General features: G+C 45.3%; 21 protein-coding genes. 16 read left to right on the top strand and 5 right to left on the bottom strand.

The annotated features are described in order from the left end of the window. Window positions 1–313: 313 nt before the first annotated feature. A complete protein-coding gene (locus RIM23_RS13955) occupies window positions 314–1,603 on the bottom strand; it encodes a glucose-1-phosphate adenylyltransferase (protein WP_446367852.1) in 1,290 nt (429 codons plus the stop codon). A gap of 273 nt (window positions 1,604–1,876) precedes the next feature. On the opposite strand from RIM23_RS13955, the gene RIM23_RS13960 reads away from it, so the two are divergent. The 11 genes from RIM23_RS13960 to queF all read left to right on the top strand — a co-directional run bounded on the left by RIM23_RS13960 (window position 1,877) and on the right by queF (window position 13,575). Continuing rightward, window positions 1,877–2,566, top strand: a complete 690-nt coding sequence (locus RIM23_RS13960) for a response regulator transcription factor (RefSeq protein WP_446337402.1) — start codon at window positions 1,877–1,879, stop codon at window positions 2,564–2,566. A 117-nt stretch (window positions 2,567–2,683) separates the two neighbouring features. Further along, window positions 2,684–4,282 (top strand): S8 family serine peptidase, encoded by a 1,599-nt coding sequence (locus tag RIM23_RS13965; protein WP_446367864.1) that lies wholly within the window; start codon window positions 2,684–2,686, stop codon window positions 4,280–4,282. 118 nt (window positions 4,283–4,400) lie between these two features. After that, on the top strand, window positions 4,401–4,814 hold the full coding sequence (locus tag RIM23_RS13970) for a hypothetical protein (RefSeq protein WP_446367853.1): 414 nt from the start codon (window positions 4,401–4,403) through the stop codon (window positions 4,812–4,814). Further along, window positions 4,814–8,656 carry a tetratricopeptide repeat protein gene (locus RIM23_RS13975; RefSeq protein ID WP_446367854.1) on the top strand — a complete coding sequence of 1,281 codons (3,843 nt, stop codon included), beginning with the start codon at window positions 4,814–4,816 and terminating at the stop codon, window positions 8,654–8,656. The genes RIM23_RS13970 and RIM23_RS13975 overlap by 1 nt, the downstream gene beginning before the upstream one ends. 87 nt (window positions 8,657–8,743) lie before the next feature. Then, window positions 8,744–9,064 carry a DUF433 domain-containing protein gene (locus RIM23_RS13980; protein WP_446358138.1) on the top strand — a complete coding sequence of 107 codons (321 nt, stop codon included), beginning with the start codon at window positions 8,744–8,746 and terminating at the stop codon, window positions 9,062–9,064. After that, window positions 9,061–9,387, top strand: coding sequence for a DUF5615 family PIN-like protein (locus RIM23_RS13985; protein ID WP_446358136.1), 327 nt, complete (start codon window positions 9,061–9,063; stop codon window positions 9,385–9,387). The genes RIM23_RS13980 and RIM23_RS13985 overlap by 4 nt, the downstream gene beginning before the upstream one ends. A 293-nt stretch (window positions 9,388–9,680) precedes the next feature. Continuing rightward, window positions 9,681–10,952, top strand: coding sequence for a serpin family protein (locus RIM23_RS13990; protein ID WP_446367855.1), 1,272 nt, complete (start codon window positions 9,681–9,683; stop codon window positions 10,950–10,952). A 379-nt stretch (window positions 10,953–11,331) separates the two neighbouring features. Then, window positions 11,332–11,871, top strand: coding sequence for a Uma2 family endonuclease (locus RIM23_RS13995; RefSeq protein WP_446367856.1), 540 nt, complete (start codon window positions 11,332–11,334; stop codon window positions 11,869–11,871). Window positions 11,872–11,984: 113 nt separating this feature from the next. Continuing rightward, the gene (locus tag RIM23_RS14000) at window positions 11,985–12,362 is read left to right on the top strand and encodes a hypothetical protein (RefSeq protein ID WP_446367857.1); all 378 of its coding nucleotides are present in this window, start codon (window positions 11,985–11,987) and stop codon (window positions 12,360–12,362) included. A 168-nt stretch (window positions 12,363–12,530) separates the two neighbouring features. Continuing rightward, window positions 12,531–13,043: a hypothetical protein gene (locus RIM23_RS14005; RefSeq protein ID WP_446358129.1), complete on the top strand. Its 513-nt coding sequence runs from the start codon at window positions 12,531–12,533 to the stop codon at window positions 13,041–13,043. A gap of 70 nt (window positions 13,044–13,113) precedes the next feature. Continuing rightward, a complete protein-coding gene (gene queF / locus RIM23_RS14010) occupies window positions 13,114–13,575 on the top strand; it encodes a preQ(1) synthase (RefSeq protein ID WP_446367858.1) in 462 nt (153 codons plus the stop codon). 30 nt (window positions 13,576–13,605) lie between these two features. On the opposite strand, the gene RIM23_RS14015 is transcribed toward queF, so the two are convergent. Together RIM23_RS14015 and RIM23_RS14020 are read right to left on the bottom strand one after the other, a co-directional pair. Then, window positions 13,606–13,869 (bottom strand): hypothetical protein, encoded by a 264-nt coding sequence (locus tag RIM23_RS14015; protein ID WP_446367859.1) that lies wholly within the window; start codon window positions 13,867–13,869, stop codon window positions 13,606–13,608. 75 nt (window positions 13,870–13,944) lie between these two features. Further along, the gene (locus RIM23_RS14020) at window positions 13,945–15,273 is read right to left on the bottom strand and encodes a glucosyl-3-phosphoglycerate synthase (protein WP_446367860.1); all 1,329 of its coding nucleotides are present in this window, start codon (window positions 15,271–15,273) and stop codon (window positions 13,945–13,947) included. A 251-nt stretch (window positions 15,274–15,524) separates the two neighbouring features. Here RIM23_RS14020 and RIM23_RS14025 point away from each other — a divergent pair, with 251 nt between their 5' ends. Further along, the gene (locus RIM23_RS14025) at window positions 15,525–17,288 is read left to right on the top strand and encodes a sugar phosphorylase (protein ID WP_446367861.1); all 1,764 of its coding nucleotides are present in this window, start codon (window positions 15,525–15,527) and stop codon (window positions 17,286–17,288) included. A 495-nt stretch (window positions 17,289–17,783) separates the two neighbouring features. Then, entirely contained in the window at window positions 17,784–19,235 is a 1,452-nt protein-coding gene (locus RIM23_RS14030) for a TrkH family potassium uptake protein (protein ID WP_446367865.1), read from the top strand. 98 nt (window positions 19,236–19,333) lie between these two features. On the opposite strand, the gene RIM23_RS14035 is transcribed toward RIM23_RS14030, so the two are convergent. Then, entirely contained in the window at window positions 19,334–19,516 is a 183-nt protein-coding gene (locus RIM23_RS14035) for a CsbD family protein (protein ID WP_446336322.1), read from the bottom strand. A gap of 245 nt (window positions 19,517–19,761) precedes the next feature. Here RIM23_RS14035 and RIM23_RS14040 point away from each other — a divergent pair, with 245 nt between their 5' ends. Next, complete coding sequence (locus RIM23_RS14040; protein WP_446367862.1) at window positions 19,762–20,664, top strand: YegS/Rv2252/BmrU family lipid kinase; 903 nt, start codon at window positions 19,762–19,764, stop codon at window positions 20,662–20,664. Window positions 20,665–20,929: 265 nt separating this feature from the next. Here RIM23_RS14040 and RIM23_RS14045 read toward each other — a convergent pair whose 3' ends face one another. Next, on the bottom strand, window positions 20,930–21,103 hold the full coding sequence (locus RIM23_RS14045) for a YqaE/Pmp3 family membrane protein (protein ID WP_446360058.1): 174 nt from the start codon (window positions 21,101–21,103) through the stop codon (window positions 20,930–20,932). A 453-nt stretch (window positions 21,104–21,556) separates the two neighbouring features. Here RIM23_RS14045 and RIM23_RS14050 point away from each other — a divergent pair, with 453 nt between their 5' ends. Continuing rightward, on the top strand, window positions 21,557–21,919 hold the full coding sequence (locus RIM23_RS14050) for a phage holin family protein (RefSeq protein ID WP_446367863.1): 363 nt from the start codon (window positions 21,557–21,559) through the stop codon (window positions 21,917–21,919). A 332-nt stretch (window positions 21,920–22,251) separates the two neighbouring features. Then, on the top strand, window positions 22,252–22,389 hold the full coding sequence (locus RIM23_RS14055) for a hypothetical protein (RefSeq protein ID WP_446334391.1): 138 nt from the start codon (window positions 22,252–22,254) through the stop codon (window positions 22,387–22,389). The last annotated feature ends 517 nt before the right edge of the window (window positions 22,390–22,906 follow it).

A 22,906-nucleotide genomic window follows, 5' to 3' on the forward strand; every position in this document is an offset into this window, starting at 1 on the left:
GAGGTTCTGGAACGATATATTCGCGGACAGAATGCACCTACTCGTTAATCACGCTTGGTATCGAACCAAGCGTGATTAACCGCCTATCCATCCCAGCGCCGCCTTTCAGGACGGCGTGGGGCTTCCGGCGTTTTTGCTAAAAATTAGCTCAGCTTTGGCTGACTCAACGAGTGTGGATTTCCCGCTATCCAGTTAAGGGAATATAGTTGTAAGGGCGGGCGCGAGTCACATCAGGGCGGGAAAAACACGATAATAGTCTCTCCCCGCCCCTACTTCCCTCAAAATTTTACCGTCCCCATTTCCCTAGAAAGACCTAAATGACGGTTCCATCGGGAATTACAGCATTTTTGAGAACAACGACAATGCCATTGCGGATCAAAAAGCCTTGTTTTTCACGTTCGGCTTCCTCGACTCGATCTTTGTTCACAATCTGAACATCCTGACCAATGCGAGCGTTTTTGTCAATGATGGCACGGCGAACTGTGGTTCCTTCACCAATCCCTAAGGGTACACGTCCAGTATCTACACCTGATTTACGTTCGGCAAAGGGTTCGTAGAAGTCACTTCCCATGATCAGAGTATCTTCAATCACACAACCGGCTTCAATGCGAGAGCGAACTCCCAACACCGAGTGATGGATACGACAATCTTTGAGAATACAGCCTTCTCCAATAATCGATTGCGTCACATGACTATCCAAAAGTTTGGTCGGAGGCAAATAACGGGCGCGAGTATAAATCGGTGCCTCTTTGTCATAGAAGCTAAAGGGCGGCTGGGGTTGCCGAGTTAAGGCTAGATTGGCTTCATAGAACGCTTCAATGGTACCAATGTCTTCCCAATAGTCGTTGAACAAGTAGGCTTGAACGTTATGATCCGCCGATGCTCCGGGGATTATTTCTTTGCCAAAGTCGGTCTGTTCCAGGTTGTCTTGCAACAACTTGATCAACGCCTCTTTACTAAAGACGTAAATTCCCATCGAGGCAATATAGGGTTTTTCCTTTGCCTCATCCGGTTTCAACCCTAAAACCGTCGTATCCACCTGCATTTGCTTGAGGGCATCACCTTTGGGTTTTTCACTGAAATCAATCACCCTGCCCGTGTGATCAATTTTCATCAAACCAAAACTGCTTGCCAGTTTCTCACCGATGGGCACCACAGAAAGGGTGATATCGGCTTTAGTTTGACGGTGGTGTTCCACGAAATGGCGATAGTCCATCCGATAAAGATGGTCGCCGGATAGAATGATGTATTCATCAACATCCCACTCCTCTAGTAGCCACAAGTATTGACGAACTGCGTCTGCTGTTCCCTGAAACCAGCTTGGATTTTCAGCGGTTTGTTGGGCAGCAAGGACTTCCACAAATCCATCGGTAAAGCCAGCAAAGTTATAAGCGCGGGCAATATGCCGATTTAAGGATGCTGAGTTAAATTGGGTAAGAACGTAAATTTGATAGATCTCGGAGTTGATGCAGTTACTGACCGGAATGTCAATCAGGCGGTATTTACCCGCCAAGGGAACAGCCGGTTTAGCCCGCAACTTGGTCAATGGATAAAGGCGGGTGCCCGCGCCACCTCCGAGAATGATACCTAATACTCTTTTCACGAAACACCTCTGGAATGCCGATAGACTCTCAAGTCTTAGTGTCCGCTTGTGTGGAAATCTTTTCAAGAGGGTAAGGGAGAAAGTTAACTCTCTTTTGGGAAAGAAAAACACGAAAAACGGCGTGAATAGAAGCATTTGAAGCTTTCTACCCCGACTGGAGTAATAATTTGAGGTAGGGGTTGTGAGCAACTATTCGGTTGAGCTTGTCAGTTCTACTCCGTTGATGCCCATTTTCCATTAAATTAGGAGAAGTAAGGGTAAAGGAAGTTCTAGATGTCAGCACAACTGTTACTGGTCGATGACGAACCGGGGATTCGGGAATCAGTCCCAGCCTATTTAGAAGAGGTGGGTGGTTTTACCGTCGATGTTGCCAGTAATGCCAATGATGCATGGCAAATGTTGCAACAAAAAACTCCCGATCTGGTAATTACCGACGTTATGATGCCTCAAGTCGATGGGTATCAGTTTCTCAAGAAGCTGCGAGAAGACCCTCGCTTCAAATCACTGCCGGTGATATTTCTCACGGCTAGAGGGATGACCACAGACCGAATTCAAGGCTATCAGGCAGGTTGTGATTACTATCTGTCTAAACCCTTTGATACGGATGAATTGGTCGCCATGGTGGAGAATTTGCTAGAACGTCGTGCGGCTACTGCTCAGGAAACGGCGGGTACGGCAGATTTAGGGAATATCGAGAAAGAGCTGACCGCGATTCGGGAAATGTTGGCTCAACGGGGCAATATTTCACAAACCCCTCCGCCCATCCGCATCGACTTTACGCCACGCGAGCAAAGTGTCTTGGATTTGGTCGCCCAAGGGCTGATGAATAAAGAAATTGCTCGCCGTCTGGAAACCAGTGTCCGCAATGTGGAGAAATATGTCAGTCGCTTGTTTAGCAAAACCGGAACTAATAGCCGTACCGAGTTAGTCCGTTATGCCCTTGAACATGGCTTGACTCAGTAAAACCTGTTTCCTAAGAGGGTTTTGTAGAAAGGTTATCATTAATAGCAATATCAAGTGGCTAAACCCACCCCCACACCCTCAAAACTATATTTCAAGTTAGGAGAACCTGCCTTGGCTATGCGGTCGCTGATCAAAAAACTGGGATGGATGATTGGAGGTGTGGGACTCTCTACCCTGACCACCCCAATCTTAGCGTCACCGATTTCGATTGGAGAAGCTGGAATTGATGCGTTGCGACTCCATGCTCCCCCCTATAACTTGAGAGGTCATAAAATAGCTATTGGTCAGGTGGAAATCGGTAGACCGGGCTTATTTGGCGTCGATAAAGCTGTATCTTGGAATCCCGCGATCGCACTTGAGCGGGTTTTTTATCGCGATCTACCCGCGAAAGCGGATACAGATGTGGATACCCATGCAGCAATGGTGGCGGGTGTCATGGTCAGTAATGATAAAACCTTACCCGGAGTTGCACCGGGCGCTAAACTCTACGCCTCGGCTGTCGGTTCCCCAATCCGCAGTGGACAGCCAGAAGAATGCCTTTCAGCCCAGCACGTTGCCTTGCAAAATAGTGGTGATGTGCGGGCAATTAACTTTAGTTTTGGTGAATCCCTGCAACGAGATGCCAGAGGAACACAAGCGGCGCTCGATGGCAATGCCCTGTTAACAAAATGTATTGATTGGTCAGCTCGGACTCATAATGTTCTCTACGTGATTGCAGGCAACCAAGGCAAAGGTGGCATTCCCATTCCCACCGATCACTATAACGGGATTACCACTGCCTATACTACACAATGGCAAGGACAATTTACCAAGGTAGACTTTGCCAACTTGAGTGATCAGCCAGAGGGAATTGGTCGGCGTTTAATTCAACGGGAAATTAACCAGGGAACTCGCCGTGCGGTTAATTTAGTCGCACCAGGAAGTCAGATTTTAGTTTACGACCTGGATGGAAAAATTGTCGAGGTGAGTGGGACAAGTTTCGCCGCGCCTCATATTACCGCCTCAGTCGCCCTAATTCAAGAATTTGGCGATCGCCAACTCCATGCCAATCAACCCCAATGGACAACGGATTCAAGACGCCATGAAGTGATGAAAGCGGTGTTACTTAACTCCGCTGACAAAATCCAAGACGAGGGGGATGGGTTGCATCTAGGAATGAGCCGCACCCTATTGAGCAAAGATAATTACACTTGGGTAGAATCGGATGCTTATCTTGATGCCAAAATTCCCATAGATATGCAAATGGGGACAGGACATCTCAATGTTTTCCGCGCCTATCAACAATTTAGTCCCGGTCAGTGGGGAGCAACGGAAGCTGTACCGCCTGTGGGTTGGGATTATAGTTCAGTTAAGACCAAATCGTTTCAGGATTATGTCTTAGAAAAACCTTTAAAGGCAGATAGTTATGTGGCGCTGACACTGGCGTGGGATCGTTTCGTTGAGTTAAAAGATGAGAATGGAAATGAGGTGTATGATGTTGGCGAAAGTTTTCGCGATCGCGGTTTGAATAATCTCGACCTTTATTTGATACCTCTTGATGAAAATGATACCCGTAAAAGTGCCTGCGCTTCTGTAAGCGAAGTAGATAGTGTGGAACATATATTCTGTCCCGTTCCGGCTTCAGGTCGCTATAAAATCCGGGTTCAATATCGTCAACAGGAGAATGAAAATTCTCAACCTTACGCCTTAGCCTGGTGGACAGTACCGGAACGATAGAGTTTTAGTTAGGCATCGCGCATCTGTAGGGGCGGGTTTCACGACTATCTTTGATTCCCTCACCTAGATGTGAATAAACCCGCCCCGATCAAGGTTTAAATTGAGAAATAAACCCAGTATGACTAACATTTTTACGCCAGAAAAAACGGCGGAACTATCAGCTCAAATTGATCGCCAACTTCAGGAACTGAAAACACCACCCTATTCGCCAACCAAACTTCCAGAAACGCCACCAGGATTCCCAGTTAAGCAAAGCCAAGCCATTGAAGAAGTGACCAAAGAAAAGCCAGAACGCTTTTTGCACAAATTTGGACGGGCGGCGAAAAGCGATTTATGTGAAGAAGGAGGATTACTGAATAGTCAGTGGAAAAAGTGGGGAGACTTGAATAATCAAGATGTTGTAGATAAGTTTGGCGTATTGTTAGTGATGATGGGATTTTCCGGCGCGGCGCTGGAAATCCTAGTCGTTGCCATTGCCGTGACTGTGATCCATATTGGAATTAAGGCTTTCTGTGAGGATTATTCCCAGTGATGCTGGAGTTAAATCTGCGCTTTCCCAAAATTAATCAAGTGATTGTCACATTTGACGATGACGCGACTGACACGCTTGATTTTGTCTCGCCCCTGAGTCAAGAAGACCTAAAAGACATCCAGTGGTATTTAGAAATCTACGGCAGCCGATATACCACAGACGTGGATGATGAAACAGCAAAGCGAATTGAGGCAAAATTACAGAAATGGGGCGCAGATTTATTTAACGCTGTTTTCGGTGAACGTCCTGCCCAGCGACTGTTTAATGCGTTCCAGGATGAGGATGAATCCGGACGGTTGCTGACAATTAGTGCCAGTCATCCCGCCATTTTATCCCTACCTTGGGAACTATTGCGCGACCCCGACGGCACGTATTTAGTTCATGATAATCCTCGGATTTCTGTTCGTCGCCGTTTGGCAGGTGCAGGGGGTGGACGGAAACCGTTTAAGGTACAGGTAAAAGATAAATTGCGCTTGCTGTTTATCGTGAGTCGTCCCAGCGATGCTGCATTCATTGACCCATACGGAGAAGCGCAGGCGGTGTTGGATGCGATTGAACAAGAAGCAGCCGGACGAGTTGAGGTGGAGTTTCTGTGTCCAGCGACATTAGATAATTTAGTGGCACGGTTAGAAGACCGACATAAACTGCCTATCGATATCGTACATTTTGATGGGCATGGTGTGTTTGACTCCGATGGGCGGTGGCGAGAACGGGCAAAATTCAATAACTCAGTCGCACCGACGAAAGGGGGGAATGGAGATGATAGTAATACGGGATATCTGTTATTTGAGGATAAAGACGGAAAACAAGCGCTGATTAGTGCTGAAACCTTGGCGGATATGCTCAATCGCCAAAAGGTAGGGTTAATTGTCCTATCTGCCTGTCAGTCGGCGGCGATGGGGGGTGAGGATAAAGACGATGCGATGGGGTGTGTGGCGGCAAGGTTAACCCATGCGGGGATTCCGGCAGTATTGGCGATGACGCATTCGGTATTGGTGAGAACTGCCCGTCAGTTGTTTGCCACATTTTATCGGCGTCTGGTATCGGGGGAAGGGATAGGCGAGGCGTTGGATAATGCACGGCGGGATTTGTATTTAAACCAGGAACGAGGGGAACGGCAACGGGGAGACAAGCGGATAACGCTGAGATTGCAGGATTGGTTTCTACCCGCGTTGTATCAGGCGGGGAAGGATACACCATTTTTGAGTGACTTAACCCCCCCAGCCCCCCTTAAGAGCGAAGCAAGGGGGGAGAAAGACTCCGATACCAACTCCAACTCTTACTCCCCTCTCCTTGCAGGAGAGGGGCAGGGGGAGAGGTCAATCTGGGGCAATATCCGCCCATTACATGAAGCGGGATTTTTTGGTCGCAGTCACGAATTGTGGCAGATTGAACGGTGGTTTGTACAGGGGACGCGCCGCATTACTGTATCCGGTTTTGGCGGACAGGGGAAGACCTTTTTAGTTGAGGAAGCAGGGCGCTGGTTGCACCGCACTGGAATGGTTGAGAGGGTATGTTTTGTCGATTATGCGGCATTTCAGGGTGTGGATGTGGTGGGGTTGGCGGTGAGTACCCTGGCGACGGTGTTAGGTAAGAGTTTGGTGGATGAATCGGCGGCAAATCAGGCATTGCAGGAAACGCCGACGTTGGTGATTTTGGATAACTTGGAAAGCTTGCAGCCGCAGCCGTTGCGAGAGTTATTGGATGTAGCGAAAGACTGGTCTGAGGTGGGGGATTGTCGGGTGTTACTGACGACTCGGATGCTAGATTTTCACCATCCTGATTATGCCACTGAGGGGAGTTTGAGACATCGGTCGTTACCGTTGGGTGGGTTAGCACCAGAAGATGCGCTGGCATATTTCCAGAAGTTGATGGAGTTTCCTCCACCACCCCAATTTGACCTGCCGCAACGGGAAGTGTTGGAGAGATTGTTTAAGTTGGTTGATTTTCATCCCTTGTCTATTGGGTTGTTGGCGAGACAGTTGAAAATTCGTCGTCCGGCAGAATTGGGGGAACGGTTGGAGGCGTTGGTTGCCCAAACCCCAGATAATCCTTTGTTGGCGTCGTTAAATTTATCCCTGGAACGGTTGGATGATGAGGTGCAGCAGTTGTTACCTCGGTTGGGGGTGTTTCAGGGTGGGGCTTTGGAGGATCTATTGCTGTTGGTTACGGACTTTTCTGAGGAACAATGGCAAAAGCTACGTCCCACTTTAGAAGCTACGGGTTTGATTCAGCCTGAACACTTGTCCGATTTTTGTGTGCCTTATCTTAAGTTTCATCCTACCTTAGCCCCTGCCTTGTGGTCGCGTCTTTCCTCTGAAGCGCAAATAGAACTGCTTGCCTGTCATCGGAAGCAGTATTATCTACTATCTGCCTCGTTGTATGACGAAGATATACCATATCCCTATAAAGTCCGTGACATTACTCGTCGAGAACTGCCGAATTTACTTTATGCGGTTAATGGTGCATTGGATGTAGGTGAAGAATGGGCAGTGGAGTTTGTGAGCTTTATAAATAAGTTGATCGACTACTTGAGACTCAATCGTGATCGCGATGTACTCTGCGAACGTGCAAAACAGGTGGATGGGACGATCGGTTCCCAGGCATGGTATCTCGTCCGCAGTAATTTTGGGGAACAATTATTCAGTGATGGTCGCTATCAAGACGCGGCACAAGTGTTTAATGAGATTCTGGTAGAGTTGAGCGAACAACCAAGTTACAAACACTGTTGGACTTTGACTCAGTTGGGGCGGTGCTTAGCAGAACAAGGTCAAGTGAAACAGGCTATAGCGCTCTATTGTCAGGGGTTGGTAGTTGCGACACAGTTAAAAGCATCTAATGGTGTGAAACGGCTGATCGCAACTTTGAAGACTGCTCTAGCAGATGCGTTCAAGGAGATTGGGGATTATGGTAAGGCGCGAATCGCTTATGAGCAATCCCTTACCCTTGCTCAGGAATTTGGTGATGCCAGAGGAGAAGCTGTAGTCAATGGACAACTCGGCACACTCGCCTTATTTCAAGACAACATAGCAGAAGCCAAACAACGTTACTCGGAAGCGCTGAGGAAGTTCCAGCGATTGAATGAACCAGCAGAAGAAGCTGTGTTTTGGCATAACCTGGGTATGGTGTACCAAAAAGCTGAGCAGTGGAAGGCAGCAGAAGAAGCATACCGAGAAGCAACCAGAATTAGGGAATCTCGGGGTAATTTGCCAGGATTAGCACAGACTTGGAACAATTTAGCTTCGGTTAATGAATCTGTAGGTAAATCTGTCGCAGCAGAGGCTTGGTATCGGAAGGCTATTGACGCAGCAACATCTGTGAAAGATTGGTTGCAAGTATCAAGGTCACTCAGTAATCTTGCCAACCTCCTGCAAAATCAACCTAACCGTCTACAAGAAGCGCGACAATTGGCAGAAGAAGCATTGGCTATTAAGCAAACCTTAGACCCAGCGGCGACTGAGATTTGGAATACCTATGAAATCTTGGCAGATATTGCCTACCAACAGGGCGACACTGCCCAAGCTGTAGAATATCGTCGCTTGTCACGGCACGCAAGAGCAGCATTTCCAGGAACGTGGGATCAGTTGCGGAAAATTGGACAGTGTATTGCAGGGGTGGTTGCCGCCGTGAATAATGCAGAAGTTAGGGAACATCTAGAACCTACACTGGAAGAATGGACACAAGCTGGCTGGGGTCATCTTGTCGCTGCTATCCGTGAAATATTAAAGGGTGAACGAGATGAGGATGTGCTGTGTGAGTCCTTGGATATGGACGATTCTATGATTATCTACGCTATCCTGCGCGGTATTGCTGACCCTGAAACACTGAATTCGTTGTTATAAATGGCACGCGATATTCGCACTCTCCTGCTCGACTCTGTTTTTGCTACGATTTAAGACTATTCGCCTTATTTTTTGCCGGAAATACAGATGGAATCAGTAATATCAGAACATATAGAAATAACTCCCGGTGTATGTGGCGGTAAACCCCGCATTGCTGGACATCGGATTAAAGTGCAGGATGTGGTGATCTGGCATGAACAAATGGGACTTTCACCGGATGAGATCATCTCACACTATCCAACCATCACCTTAGCTGATGTGTACGCTGCCTTGGCATATTATCACGATCATCGAGAAGAAATTAGACAGCAAATTCGAGAGGATAAAGCTTTTGCCCAACAATTACAGGCAAAAACATCTTCTTTAGTTCAGCAGAAATTGAGGAATCGAAATGGCGGGCGGACATGATTCAGTTCCACATGGATGAAAATATCAGTAGTGTGATCGCTAAGGGTTTACGCAGTCGTGGCATTAATGTAACGACTACACCCGAAGCAGGACTGATTGCCGCACCGGATGAAGTACAATTAGAGTTTTCCCGTTCTCAAGGTCGGGTCATTTTTACTCAAGATACAGACTTCCTGCGGTTGCATGAAGCGGGAATTCCTCACGTTGGTATTGCTTACTGTCATCAAGGCAGTCGGTCAATCGGTGAAATTATACGGGGATTGGTTCTAATTTGGGAGTTGCTTGAACCAGAAGAAATGATAGGAAAGGTTGAATTCCTTTGATGAGGAGTAACACAAATTTTAAGTAGTGGAAATCAGTTGATGGCTTCTTATTGTGACATTAGGGTCAAGAATATAAAGCAGTCCAAGCAAATTGAGCGGATTCCCATTGTTAATAGCAAATCCGGGTTAGCTACCCCCGTTATCACCCAGTCCGCGCAGGCGGACGAAAGTTTGTGTAGCAGCGATTTTAATCGCCTCCTCTTGCAGATTCGTTACCAAAACAGCAACCTGTGGAACACCTCTAACCCAAATCAGTCATCCTTAAACAGAACACGGGTTATCGAGGTATACTAATGAATCAAAAGACACTCCGTCGCACAGGGATTATCGCCGCATGTATCGTTTTAGCCGGATTTATAGCCGGGTTAATCAGCCAAAATATCAATGCCCAAAACTCCCCAAACCATCAAAAGCCAGAGTTAACCGCACAGCAACCTAATCCGTCTGTGGATACCAAAATCGTTGAAGCTAATACCAAATTTGGATTCAAGTTATTTTCTGAGATTCTTCAGCAAGATAGGAATAAGAACGTTTTTATCTCCCCAAACAGCGTCGCGATCGCGCTAGCCATGACGTACAATGGGGCCAGGGGTGAAACCCAAGCAGCTATGGCAAACGCGCTAGAACTCCAAGGAATGAGTCTGTCAGACGTAAACCAGGCAAATGAAGCATTAAAAACTACCTTAGAAAACGCCGATTCTGATATTCAGCTATCTATCGCCAACTCGCTTTGGGCAAGACAAGGTATCTCATTTAAACCTGATTTCCGGCAACGCAATCAGGAATTTTATGATGCTAAAGTAACCGATCTAGACTTTGCTAACCCTGAAGCCAAACGTATCATAAATAACTGGGTCAAGGAAAATACTAACGGCAAAATACCGCAAATTATTAGTGAAATCCAACCCGATGATATTCTATTTTTAATCAATGCTATCTATTTTAAAGGCAATTGGGCGGATAAATTTGATAAAGACAAGACAGTTGAACGTCCCTTTTATTTAGCTGATGGGACTCAGAAAGAACACCCGATGATGTCTCAATCGGGAGAATATCAATATTATGAAGATGACACAGTACAAGCCATCAGCTTACCTTACGGGAAAGGACGCCTAAGCTTCTATGTTTTCCTCCCCCGTGAAAATGTTAGTCTAGATACCTTTGAGCAGCAACTCACTCCAGAAAATTGGCAACAATGGATGAATCAGTTCGGTAAACGGGATGGCTCAATCGTACTACCTCGCTTTAAATTGGAGTACGAAATTCAACTCAACGAAGCCTTAAAAGCCTTGGGGATGGACGTTGCTTTTGATCGTCGGGCTGATTTTTCTAATATGACAGAGGCAGATGTTTTAATTAATCAAGTCAAACATAAAACCTTTGTCGAAGTGAATGAAGAAGGCACAGAAGCAGCAGCAGCGACTTCTGTTGGTATGGTTCTTACCTCTGCGACTATTCCCCAAACCCCCTTCGAGATGGTGGTTGACCGTCCCTTTTTCTGTGCGATTCGCGATAATCAAACGGGAACGATTTTATTCATGGGTTCCATTCGAGAACCCAAGTAGAAACATAGGGTGCATATCAACTTTGTAGGTGGAGACTTCTCGTACTCCGGAGGAGAACCCGAAGGGTAGAGTAACCCGCTCTCGTTGGGTTAGCCTGTTGGGTAACGCTTACGCTCTACCCAACCTACTGGCGTGGCACACCTAAAATGGTGGATTAGTATTGTAGGGGCGCACGGTGTGCGCCCAATTTCACCGTCAAATCTATTCCACAATTTTAGCTGTGTCAGTCCACTACAATAAGTTACAAGTGACAAATGACGTAGCTTGCTTCTTTTCGGGAGCGAGTATGACGAATGACAAATGACGGGTTGTTGTTGTCGGATAAATTAGTAGAAAATAGGGAAATACTCGAAAATGTAATCAGGAAGGGGAAATAATAATGGGAACGGCAACTCTTGTCCCGAACCAGTTCTCACTGGACGACTTTATGGTCAATCCTCCTGAGAAAATGGAGTGGGTAAATGGTCAACTGGTGGAAAAAAACGGTATGACACTCAGACATGGTGAAATTCAACTGAAGCTAGGTCGTTACTGGGACGATTACAAAAACTCCAGTGGACAAGGTGGAAAAGTTTATACTGATGTGCCTTGTCGCACCAATAAGCAGGGACGTTCTCCGGATGTGGCATATCTGACCCCGGAACTGGTGGCGCAGTTTGGTAATGTGGCTACGTTGCCTCAGAGTTTTCCCTTGTGTGCTGAGATTGTTTCGCCAACGGATATAGCCGAGACGGTGTTGCTAAAAGCACAGGAGTATTTAGAGTCGGGGGGTGAAGAAGTTTGGCTGGTGTTTCCGGAGAGCCGGTGGGTGATGGTGATGACGGAAAATCAGGGGTTAATGTTTACTTCGGGTCAAGTTGTGAGTACCCAGAAAGCCTTACAGGGTTTTACCCTGTCCGTGGATGAATTGTTAGCTTGATATCCTTTTCCATCCCCTCATGTTTCTCTATACACTATAGAAGTAGGCAGTTTGCCAGCGTCACTCGTATCCTAGAAAAGGGTTCTTGCGTACTTAAAGGAGCATCAGTTATTATGCCGGACTTGAGAAATCTGTTTCAAAGAGCGTTTTATCTGGGCGTTGGTTTAGCCTCGTATGCTAGTGAGAGAGCTGGGGGAACAATCGGGGAACTGCGAACTCAAGTTCAACAACTGGCAGATGAACTGGTGGCTCGTGGTGAAATGACCACTGAAGAAGCTCGCAAGATGGTTGATGATATGGTTCAACAAGCTCAACAGCAGCAGCAATCAGCTCAACCTCCACAACCCCAAAAGACGGCGACTGAACCCCGCCGGATTGAAATTATTTCTGACGACGAGGAGCAAACCTCTAGCGAAGAGCAGGATATTGACGCCATGCGCCAACAGGTACAGGCGATGCAAGAGGAACTGCGTCGGCTCAAGCGTGAATAATAGAACCCTGTAGAGACGTGCCATGGCACGTCTGGAAACAGGGAGAGAATCAGTCCCTACGTCTAAATAAGTGAAAACGTGTAAATTTAATACACGACAGCTTAATCTAACTTGTTTGGATGGTAGTGTCGGCAAAAACGATTCGACTCAACCCCTGACGATTGGCTATTGTTGTACTATCCTAAACAAACACCCCCTCTTAGCCATGACCGACCTCTAGCTAAGCGAGGATTTGCCCAACTAGGAGAAGTTTTTACTATCCGTTCCCCTATGGATGAGTGGTCTAAAAGTTTTTTGGAATCCCTGGAATCATTGGTAGATATAGTCGATGAGGTTATCGTGGAAGTTGCGGATATCATCGAAGACTTTGCTGAAGAATGGCAAAATACCATTGGTGCAGAAATAGATAAATGCTTAGAGGATATCTTTGAACCAATTCTTGAGATCTATTTGGAGTATGACGAGATAGATATTACGAATGAGCCTGATATGGGCTTTACCTATCCCGTAGATCCCACACCCGAACGACATCCTGCTTGTATCGGTTGTAGTCATTACCACGGTCAAGTCTACGGGGGAAATTTATTAGTCTGTGGAATGCATCCCTATGGTTGGGATGATGAAAATTGCCCAGACTGGGAATCGAATCCTTCAATCTATGATGACTTTAACCCGTTTTAGGATTCTAAGCTGCACTTTTGTCATGGGTAAATAACAAATAACACATAACAAATAATCCTCTTCGCTGCTTATGACTTATCCCCCAACTCAGAACACTGCTGTCTCAGATGCACCGACGATGAAATATGGCGAACGTGCCATTGCTGAGGGACAGCTAATCACGTTCCCTAATCCTCGGATTGGGCGTCATTACAAAATTGATATCACGTTGCCAGAATTTACCTGTAAATGCCCCTTTTCAGGTTATCCTGACTTTGCCACCATCCATATCCGCTACATTCCCAATGAGCGGGTGGTAGAACTCAAAGCGATTAAACTGTATATCAATAGTTTCCGCGATCGCTACATTTCTCACGAAGAATCCGTTAATCAGATTTTGGATGACTTTGTAGAAGCCTGTGATCCTTTAGAGGTAACGATAAAAGGCGATTTTGCCCCACGGGGGAATGTACACACCGTCATCGAAGTCCAACACCAGAAAGAGGAGAAGCAGAAAAAGCAGAAAAAGCAAAAAAAGCAGGAGAAGAATTAGATCCTTGACTTGTTGAAGAAGATGAAAGTATCAATTACGATTTTCCGGATTTGTTGGTTCTCCTGATAACTCTGGTGAGGCTGAAGGGGGTGGAACCAACTCTGGAGTCAACGGCGAAGCAGGTGGAGAGGGTGAGGCGGGTGAGACATTGGATGGAGATACAGAAGATTCAGAGGGCGTGCGGAATGCCCACCAAATAGCTAGGGCTAGGATAGCCGCGATCGCACTCAAGGCGGCTCCTATCTTAATCCAAGTGTATCGAGTATGGGGTTTAGTCCGATCATTAGGAGTCATGAGTTTAGTCTTTGAGTCTCTTACTACCCAAACTAAACCTACCGACTCAACCGATGAAACTATCTACAGATCCATTTAACGAGATATAGGAATTCCGACGCCGTTTTTCAATTCCAGGGTTTGTGCTGGCAATGCTGGCGACTTAAAATGCAAGGGATTTACCCTCTCAGGTGTCAGAGTTGAAGCTAAAACTTGGGCGGTAACTTGAGCAACATCCTGTTGAACACAATAGATGAGTCGTTCGCGCAGATCAGGCATAACCGCTAATGCTCTTGTCCAATCGGGAATCTGAGCGCCTACTGGATCATTAAAATACTGTTCACCTGCGTGCGAAATAACCTGTTCAAAACATTCGATCGCGATTTCTTCTTGGTGGCGATCATAGAACAAATCATTGAAGCGAGCATCGATAAAATACTTACGGGTGAAGCTTTGAGCTTCCCGGCGGAATTTGACGCGCAGCGCATGGATATGCTCCCTGGTAATCACCACCTGTTCAGTTTCGGTTAAAGTTCGCAGGATGGAACGGAAAATATCGCGACACATTTTTTGCAACCCCGAATTCACATCTTCACCCAAAGGTTGATGTTTGTGGTCAAAAATACCTAAATCAATTTGAGCAATGCGTTTAGATGGCATACTGCGATAGACTTCGGCAAGTAAGCCAATTTCTAAACCCCAATTTGACGGAATGCGCGTGTGTAGGGCTAAATCGCTAGTCAAGGCAAATTCACCAGCTAGGGGGTAACGATAAGCACTCAGGTAGCGTAAGTAGTTCTTTTCACCGAACACCTCCTTTAACACATTGAGTAACGGCGCAATAAACAAACGCACCACTCGCCCATGAAAACGCTGGGGATAATTGCTTAAACGGGTATAGTAGGCTTTATTAAAGTCAATGCCGAATTCCTTATCCAGCAAGGGATACAGCAGTTTGAGTGGATAGGAGCGGTCATAGGTAATAATATCAGCATCATGGAGTGCGATCGCGTCAGCACTCAGAGACGCTACGCCTAACCCTAACCAAACCGCTAACCCCTTTCCCTTATACTTCAGTAAATCCAGCCCCCTCTCCCGCACATCCGCTAGAAGCTGAGTGACTCGTGGACTATTTTCCCAAAGAATTAGGGTAGTTTGCGGTAGGGTTTGAAAAAATTGTAAGGTTTTGGCATAATCAGTCACTGTTGGCGCATTCACACAAACGATAACCGTCTTGACGAAAGCGCAAGCAGCGAGATGATCACGAATTTTAGCTAACGCGGGTCTTTCGAGTTCCTCGTAGAGCGCTGGAATTAAGACAGCCGTGGGAGATTCATCACTTAAGCGGGTCAATCTAGTCAAAAGAGCATCCAGATTACAGCCAAAGTCGTGAATCGTTGTGATCAATTCTTGCTTATAGTCCATCAGACTAGCGACACCTCTGCACAACCGTCTGATTATTCAATTAATTTGAGAATTATGCTGTGATAATCTATACAAACTGGAAACAGGGAACAGGGTTCGTAGGTTCGTAGTAGGCACTTTAGTGCCATAAACCTGAGGGGGTGACAAGGAACTTGAAGGTACTACTGAGTGTCGGGTTTCGGGAAAAATTGAACTTTACTCAGTCTGATATCCTCCCGACAAACTATTTCCCAATGATCTGTTTGAACGTTATGTCGCCGTCAAGCCAACTGGTCAACTCTTTTGAGTCACGCATCAAGCCGCTACTAGAAGTCATCTATCCAGAGACTGATATCGAGCAACTAGCGGCTCACTTATTACAATTGTTGCACCCCCACTGTTGCGATTCAGGAGCGGAAAATCCCAATAAGTGGAATGAACAGCAGATACTACTGATTACTTATGGCGACAGTATCTATCGTCAGGGTGATCAAAAACCATTGGTGACGCTGAAACAGTTTCTCGAACACTATCTTCAGCATACAATAACCGGCGTTCATATTTTACCTTTTTTTCCCTACAGTTCAGATGACGGATTTGCCATCATTGATTATCTCAAGGTTAATCCCGAATTAGGTTCCTGGGAGGATATTCAATCCATTGCCCAAAAGTTCGATTTAATGCTGGATTTAGTGCTTAACCATGTTTCCAGCCAGAGTGCATGGTTTGAACAGTTTAAACAGGGGATTAAACCGGGATGTGATTACTTTATTGAAGTTGACCCAACCACTGATTTATCCCAAGTGGTTCGCCCCCGTAGTAGCCCTTTATTGGTCAAAGTTGATACCGTAAACGGCGAAAAGCATGTCTGGGCGACGTTTAGCGCTGACCAAATTGATGTCAATTTTGCCAATCAGGATGTGTTGGTGGAGTATGTCAAAATCCTGTTATTTTATGTGGTAAATGTTAGGGCTAGATATATCCGACTCGATGCAGTGGGATATTTGTGCAAGCGAATTGGTACATCCTGCATCCATTTACCCGAAACCCACGCCCTGATCCGCCTACTGCGGGAACTGTTACAACAGGTTGATCCGGCGGTGGTAATTATTACAGAAACCAATGTGCCAAACCGAGAAAATTTGAGTTATTTTGGCAACGGAAATGAAGCGCATATTATTTACAATTTTAGTCTACCGCCGCTGTTGCTTAATGCTTTACTTCAGGGAAAATCCGATCATCTAAAAACCTGGATGATGAGTATGCCCCCTGCACCAATAGGTTGTGCCTATTTGAATTTTACCGCATCTCATGATGGCATCGGTTTGCGTCCGGCGGAGGGCTTGCTGTCGGATGAAGAATATGAGACGTTACTCCAATGTGTTACTCAATTTGGCGGAGAAATTAGCTATCGTCGCCAACCGGATGGAACAGAAACTCCCTATGAAATGAATATTTCTTTATTTGATGCCCTGAAGGGAACCGTAAATGGGGAAGATCAATGGCAGATTCAGCGTTTTATCTGCTCACAAACGATTATGATGTCCTTAGAAGGAATTCCCGCATTTTATATTCACAGTTTTCTAGGGACGGGTAGCGATCGCGCCAGGATGCAGCAGACGGGCAGAAAACGCTCAATCAACCGCCACCGTTGGGATATAGCGGAACTGGAGGGGGAGTTAGAACAGGTAAACTCACCTCACGCGATCGTGTTTCAGGAATTGTCTCGATTGATTCAAATTCGTCGCCGTCAGCAGGCGTTTCATCCCAATGCGACGCAGTATACACTACATCCTTTAAATCAGGCGCTATTAGTGTTTTGGCGGCAAAGTATGAAGCGAGAGCAGAGTATATTCTCGATCCATAATTTGAGCGATAATTCACAAACATTAGGGTTATTAGAATTGAATTTAATTGCCACGGATGAGTGGTGTGACATAATTAGTGGGCAGATTATTACCGATATTCATGATAAATTTAAACTACAGCCTTACCAATCAGCGTGGATTACAAATAAGTTTGGTAGTGACCGTTAATTGGGTAAGGGGAGCAGGGGTGTAGGGGCGGGTTTTCCAGATAACTTATGGTGACAAACCGATAACTTGACTAAACCCGCCCTTGGGGGAGAAAAAATTAAATTAGAGCTAATATCGAGCAGTCTGGGAACCCACCCTCACCATTTTGGCATATAGAGTCAAGGGTAAAATTTCATCCCGGCGATAGATATAATTTTGCCTGCAAATTAGATAATATTTTTGCATTATCAAAGGGAATCCTTTAGAGCAAAATACTCTTATGTCTCAAATAATGATTATTGCCAATTATCTCTATGGGATGATGGAAGATTCTGATAAGGAATAAAACGTAACTCAAAACTCGGTCGGGGCGGGTTTATTCCTATCCGGGTGAAGGAAGAAACGATAATAGTGAAACCCGCCCCTACACAAAACTCAAACTTATTGGTTATCGTGAATCAACGTATTAAAACAATCCTGCGTGACGTAGGTCTATTTCTTCATGTCCCAGGAGTAATGGCATTAGTGTCTCTACCTATCGCTATTTTGTTGGGTGAATATTATGCAATACTGCCCTTCTTCTGGACAGCATTAGCGTCATTAGCAGCGGCACAAGGGCTTTATCGTCTGTTTCGCCATGCAGAAGCCTCACGTCTACCTCATGCATTGGTGGCTGTTGCCCTCAGCTGGGGATTAATTCCCTTTTTTGGTGCTATCCCATTGATATTAATTGCATCTCATTTAGCTAATGTTACTCTCCCTTCCATGACTATGCTTAATTTTCAGGAACCCTGGAATGCCCTATTTGAAGCATTTTCCGGGTTTACCAGTACAGGACTAAGCATGGCACTGCGCTCAAGTGATTTGCCGCGTAGTATCCAGTGGTGGCGTTCCTTTATGGAATGGATTGGCGGCGTGGGTGTGATTGTGCTGATGGTTTCAGTCTTGGAACCCAGTACGGATGCTTATCAACTTTACTATGCTGAAGGACGCCAGAAGCGAATTGGTTTAACGGTGACAGAGACAGTACGTAAAATTTGGTGGATTTATTTGCTATTCACCGTAGTGAGTGTCGTCTGGTTGCGCTTAGTCGGAATGCCATGGTGGGATGCGCTGAATCATGGCATGACGGGGATTTCAACAGGGGGATTTGCCATCACTGATAATAGTATTGGTTCCTATAGTCCTCAAATTCAGTTAGCTGTTATCCCTATCATGATAGCGGGGGCGATTAGTTTTCCCATTCACTATCAACTGATTCGCCAGCGAAAGCTATCAGCATTCTGGCAAGATACTCAACATCGGGCGCTGTGGATACTGCTAGCTTTGGGTATCGTGGTGCTGGTACTCGAAGACTATTGGTTTAGAGGTCAAATTCTTTGGATTGATAGTATATTCCAGTGGGCTTCAGCCTTGGGAACCTGTGGTTTTAGTACGACAAACTTACGATTGTGGAGTCCCACAACCAAACTCTTATTAACCTTCGCTATGATTTGCGGTGGGGCTTCCGGTTCTACAGTCGGTGGGTTAAAATTGACTCGAATTGTATCGTTGTTTAAAGGGATTGTGTGGCGCTTTCAACGCATTACCCTAAAACCCCATCAGATGATGCGTTATGTACTAGATGGCGAAGTCATTAAGGAAAATGAAGCGAATCGTCGGATTGAGTCGGCGGCTGTTCTGGCAATACTCTGGGTGAGTTCAATTGCGATTGGTGTTGTAGTTTTAGTCCATATCGTTACACCTCAGTATAGTTTAAGTGACATTATCTTTGAAGCCGCATCAGCCCTCGGAAGTGTCGGCTTATCTAGTGGAATTACCCATCCTAATTTGCCTTGGCTAGGTAAGTTGACGTTGATTGTCTTGATGTGGATGGGACGTTTGGAGATTGTTCCCGTACTGCTTTTGCTATCTTGGCCCCTAGGTGGCTTAGGCAAGATGATTGGCAGGAAAATGCATCGGATGTAACAAGACTTACACAAGTCCCCTCTCTATGGTAGTAGGGGCAATTCATGAATTGCCCCTACAAATAGCGTCTGCTTTGTCGGTAAATTTACGCAAACAAATTAGTCAATTTTTTTCTTGATTTCCTCTTTGAGATTCTCTACCGAATGTCGTACTTGAGCTTCAGCTTGTTTCGCTTTACCTTCCGCTTTATCTTCAGGATCACCCGTAATCTCTCCCATGGCTTCCTGGGCTTTTCCTTCAATATTTTTGGCTGTGGCTTTCATCCGATCTTCCGTACTCATAGTGATAGTGATATATTTATCTAGTTCTACATCCTCAAGCATATCGAATCAGCTAGACTTATACCTCTAGCTTGAGAAGTATTTCTTGAGGAATACGTATTTTTATAGATGGCATTGTTAATCAGGAGCTAATACAATATATACTTAAACTCCCTAAATCAACCAATTGAGCTTGTTTTTCCTTAAAGCAAAGTAAAGCTCAAATCAAAGCCTGCATAAATTTTTTTAGGCAGTAATTACTCACTATGACTCGTTCCGCGTGCCTAATTTTCAATCCTGTTGCTGGTCAAACAGACCCCGACGAAGATTTAAATAAAATCGTTAATATTTTGGAGCCAGAAATTGAACTTGATGTTCAATTCACCACGCCAGAAAAGGATGCGGAGCAACTGACGAAAACTGCCGTTGAGCAAGGTGTTCAGATGATCATCGCTTCTGGAGGTGACGGGACTCTCTCAGCTGCAGCTGGCGTCGTGGTAGAAACAGGTATCCCCTTAGGTATTATTCCCCGAGGAACGGCTAACGCCATTGCTTCAGCGTTGGGAATTCCTGACACGATTAAAGCAGCTTGTAAAATTATTTTAGAGGGAAAAACCCAGGAAATTGATGTAGCCCGATGTAATGGGAAGCCGATGGTACTGCTAGCCGGAATTGGTTTTGAAGCCAAAACAGTTGAAGATGCAGATCGAGAGCTAAAAAATAATTTTGGTATGCTAGCTTATGTCTTATCAGGACTACAAAAGCTCGGTGAGTTGGAACCTTTTGAGGCAAAGATTGAGACAGACGAGAATACCGTTACCATTACAGCAGGAGCAGTAACGGTAGCCAATGCAGCACCGCCGACATCAATTTTAGCTCAAGGACCGGCTGGTATTGTTTATGACGATGGACTTCTTGATTTAACCGTCGTCACTCCCAAAAATCAAGTCAATGCAATTAGCGCCTCTTATGAACTCTTGCTATCGGCTATTTTTGGGGAAAGTGCCAAACATGAGGCTATTAAGTATATCAGAACTCGCTACGTTAAAGTGACCGCGAAACCTCCCCAAAAAATTGCCCTGGATGGAGAAATTATTGGCGAAACTCCAATTCATGTGGAATGTATTCCTGGAGGTTTAACAATTTTTATGCCGACGCAGGAATACTAATGCTTGAGGGTATTCCTGATTGGCTAATAGAGGGGGATCATGTCAGGGAAAGTACATAATGTTCAAGAATAGCGATGGCGTTGGGTTTCGTACCTCAACCCAACCTACAAAGGTGATATGCACCCAATAGAGGTGGCTAAAGACTACCATTTAAACAAGCTAAACTATTGGTTCAAAAAAAGGTCGATATAAATAAAACAGACGTGCCATGCAGACGTGCCCTGTAGACGTGCCATGGCACGTCTCTACATACAGGATAACGGTATTAGACGTATCTTTCTTCATGTTTGACAATGACCCAAACCGCATGAATGGAACCCGGAAGCCAAGCTAACAGGGTCAACAAAATGTTAATAAAAAAGGCTGAACTAATTCCTGTGGTCAGAAAAACCCCCACTGGTGGAAGAAGGATTCCTAAAACTATTCGGAGTAATTTCATAAGGATTACTAAAGTAAGTACATTGATTACTCTGTAAATAGTAACGGCTATAGTCGGTTATTAGCCTCCATCTGGAGAATGATTTTGTCGTCAAATGAAAATGCAAATACCATAAATAAGTGTAGCCTTGAAAGCCGCGAGCATTCTTATTACTAGCTTTTGTGGGACTTGTACCTGGGAGCATGTTAGGGACAGCACAGAACTCTCAAGGAGGTTGGGTAGAGCGTAAGCGTTACCCAACTGGCTCTCGATGGCGTTGGGTTTCGTTCCTCAACCCAACCTACAAAGGTGACATGCTTCCCTTGTACCTCGCAAAAACCCAACCCACCTCAATTTATCAAGAAAGCCAATGTGAGAGGCTGTAAAATCTATCTCTATAGAGATGACGAGCAGACACATAAGGATAGATAGTAACAGTAGTATTATTTAACGCTTACCAGCGAGGACGAATTTATGAAGGCATTCTTTTTTACCTTGTTAGCCACAGCCTTGAGCTTATTGGTTGTTGATTTAGTTGTTCCAGGGGTTGACCTAGCCACATTTCCGGCTGCTTTAGTAGGTGCAGCATCCATTGGATTGGTGAATTCATTTATTAAGCCAATTCTGTCTGTACTATCTCTCCCCTTGAATATTGTGACACTCGGATTATTTTCTGTGGTGGTCAATGGATTATGTTTTTGGTTAGCCGCCGTGGCTGTACCTGGATTCACCGTTGGTGGTTTACCCGCGTTTATTGTTGGTCCGATTGTCCTATCTTTGGTTAATACCTTCTTGAGTAACTACTTTGCTCAACGAGAACCTGAACTTGAGGTGTAGTCAGGACAATGCTGTATTGAAGAGTCGCCAAAGTACCACTTTTAGAGGATGATGGTTAGCGCCATGTATCCTAAAATGCAGTTGTGATCACAATAGCTCATCCCCAGTTCAATTAAATCACTGACTCTTAAGTTATCACTCGCTTTGAGTATAAATGCAGATAGGCTGACTCAAGTCAACTGAGTGAAAACTAGCATTCGGTTGAGCGAACTAGAGCCAAGGTCTTCTTTTATCTTAAATTGGGGATGGGTTAACAACTGTTCACCCTTATTTATCAAGAACATATTTTGAAGCGGTTTTGACGATAACCTGTAGAAAAGCGGAGGGAAGCTATGACGGTTTTAGAGCGAGTACAGGAGATGTTTGATTATCTCTGGGGAGGTGTCAAGCGAATCTTTGGCGCTACCGATGACGAATATCCAGAGACAGGTGTTCAACCCTTTGAAGGTGATCCTAAGGAACGGCGATAAATTACCAAGTACAGGTTTAATATAGCTATCCTGTTTGAGTTGTGAAGTGCTAGATGCTCAGATCCCCGACTTCTTCAAGAAGTTCATTTATCGGTGAGGAGGGCGGGTTTTGTTTTTCCGTTATCTGTGGGGAGGGCGGGTTTTGTTTTTCCGTTATCTGTGAATATCTGAATTTAGTCCCTAAACCCGCCCCTACAATTGTGCCTAAACCCGCCCCAACAAATTTGCCTAAAACCGCCCCAAAAAATTTGCCAAAAACCCCCCCAACAATTTTTGCAAAAACCCCCCCGACAAATTTTGCAAAACCCCCCCCCACACTTGGTTAAATTGTGTTATTTCATCTTTGAACTGATAAATCTGCTTGTTATTTTTCAATTAATCGTGGATTGTTAAGATAGATCTTGACTTCCGTGGGGGAGAACGCTCCGTGCGCCCTGATTTTTTGAACCCCACAATTTTTTGCCAAATGTAACAATTGTAGGGGCGGGTTTAGGCACAATTGTAGGGGCGGGTTTAG

The organism is Coleofasciculus sp. G3-WIS-01 (assembly GCF_040223135.1).
GTDB lineage: Bacteria > Cyanobacteriota > Cyanobacteriia > Cyanobacteriales > Coleofasciculaceae > Coleofasciculus.